A 1740-nucleotide genomic window follows, 5' to 3' on the forward strand; every position below is an offset into this window, starting at 1 on the left:
CGGCAAGAAAGATTGACCATGAAAGACCTTGGTACATGGGTGGTTGGCGTGATCCTGCTCGGACTCGCGGGTCTCATCGGCTACTCGCTGCCACGCGGCGGCAGCCAGCCGCAGCCCGCCGCTTCTGAGGACACGGCGGATAGTTCGGCTGCGAGCAGCAAAGCTGCGACCTTCGTCCCGCCGGCCGAAGACGCTCTCCCGAAAGGCGAGTTCGGCGCCATGGTGAAGCTCGGCGAAGCCATCTTCACCGATACCAAGGCCAATGCCGGCGCCTTCGTCGGCAACGATCTGCGCTGTGCCAATTGTCACCTCGATCGCGGACGCCTCGCCAATTCGGCGCCGATGTGGGCGGCCTATCTGGTGTATCCGGCGTATCGATCGAAAAATCAGCACGTCAATTCCTTCGCCGAGCGCCTGCAGGGCTGCTTTCGCTTCAGCATGAACGGCAAGGCGCCGGCGCTCGGCGACAAGGTGCTGGTCGCGCTGGAGAGCTACGCCTATGCGCTGGCGAAGGGGGCGCCGACCGGCGAGAAACTGCCGGGGCAGGGCTATCCGAAACTGCCCAAGCCGGCGAAGCTCGACGTCGCGCACGGCCGCGATATCTATGCTTCGCGTTGCGCCGTGTGTCACGGCGCCGACGGCCAGGGCCAGAAGTCGGTCAGTGGCCAGACGGTGTTTCCGCCGCTGTGGGGTGCGCGCTCGTATAATTGGGGCGCCGGGATGAGTTCGATCTCCAACGCCGCCGGCTTCATCAAAGCCAACATGCCGCTCAGCCAGGGCAATACGCTGTCCGATCAGGAAGCGTGGGACGTCTCCGCCTATGTGGACAGCCAGGAGCGCCCGCAGGATCCGCGCTTCAATGGCTCGCTGGCCGAAACCCGCAAGCTGCACCACGACTCGCCGTTCGACATGTACGGCCAGACCGTCGACGGTGTCACGTTGGGCCAGAATTCGCCGCCGGCCGGCACGGTCGGACAAGTCGGAGAATAAGTATCAACGCAGCGACCTTCTCACGAACCAAGAGACGCTCCCATGACAGACCTGAACCGCCGCAACCTCATCCAGACCGCGGGCGCGATCACCGCCGGCAGCCTGCTCGGCTTATCGGCCGCTGAGGCTGCGCCGACCAAGCCGGCCGCTGCCGAACTACCGGTGGACGGGCGAAAGCTGCGGCAGTTGGTCGAGCGGCTCGCCGCGGCGCCGCGGCGGCGGGATTTCAAGACGGTGCCGATGATTCTGACTAAGCCGTCCGAGTGGGACGACGAGGCGCTGAAGCTGGTGATCGGCTATGCGTCGCCCTACAAGCAGGCCTGGGACAACACCGATCTCGGCGGGCCGTGGCTCAACCTGATGCGCAACGCGCTCAATGCGCAGATCTGGTCGTTCGGGCATCCGGATTTTCTGGTGGTGTCGGCGACCCACGGTTCGGCGCATCTCGCTCTGCTCGACCAGGCGACGTGGGACAAGTATCAACTCACCCGGCTGGCCGGCGACAAGTTCAAGTCCAATAGCCTGATCGTCGAGACCAAAGCCGCGCAGTCCGATCCCAAGGACTTCGAAAACGCCGACGGGGTGTTCTCTCCGGCCAACAATTCGATCCCGGCGCTGATGAAACGTGGCGTCGTGTTCCTGTCGTGTCACAACGCGATCTGGGAGGAAGCCGCCGCCCTGATCAAAGCGGACCTCAACCCGGACAAGCTCACTCACGAGCAGCTGGCGGCGGAACTGACCAATCATCTG

General features: G+C 64.3%; 2 protein-coding genes. Both read left to right on the forward strand.

Features of this window, described 5'->3' with window-relative positions; translation table 11 throughout:
* The first annotated feature begins 18 nt into the window (after positions 1 to 18).
* Positions 19 to 990: a c-type cytochrome gene (locus I5M_RS07170; protein WP_040771597.1), complete on the forward strand. Its 972-nt coding sequence runs from the start codon at positions 19 to 21 to the stop codon at positions 988 to 990.
* Between the two features lie 42 nt (positions 991 to 1032).
* On the forward strand, positions 1033 to 1740 hold a 708-nt coding region (locus tag I5M_RS07175; RefSeq protein ID WP_022720778.1), incomplete at its 3' end, for a transcriptional initiation protein Tat.

Origin of the sequence: Rhodopseudomonas sp. B29, from assembly GCF_000333455.1 — a bacterium.
Taxonomy (GTDB): Bacteria; Pseudomonadota; Alphaproteobacteria; order Rhizobiales; family Xanthobacteraceae; genus Rhodopseudomonas.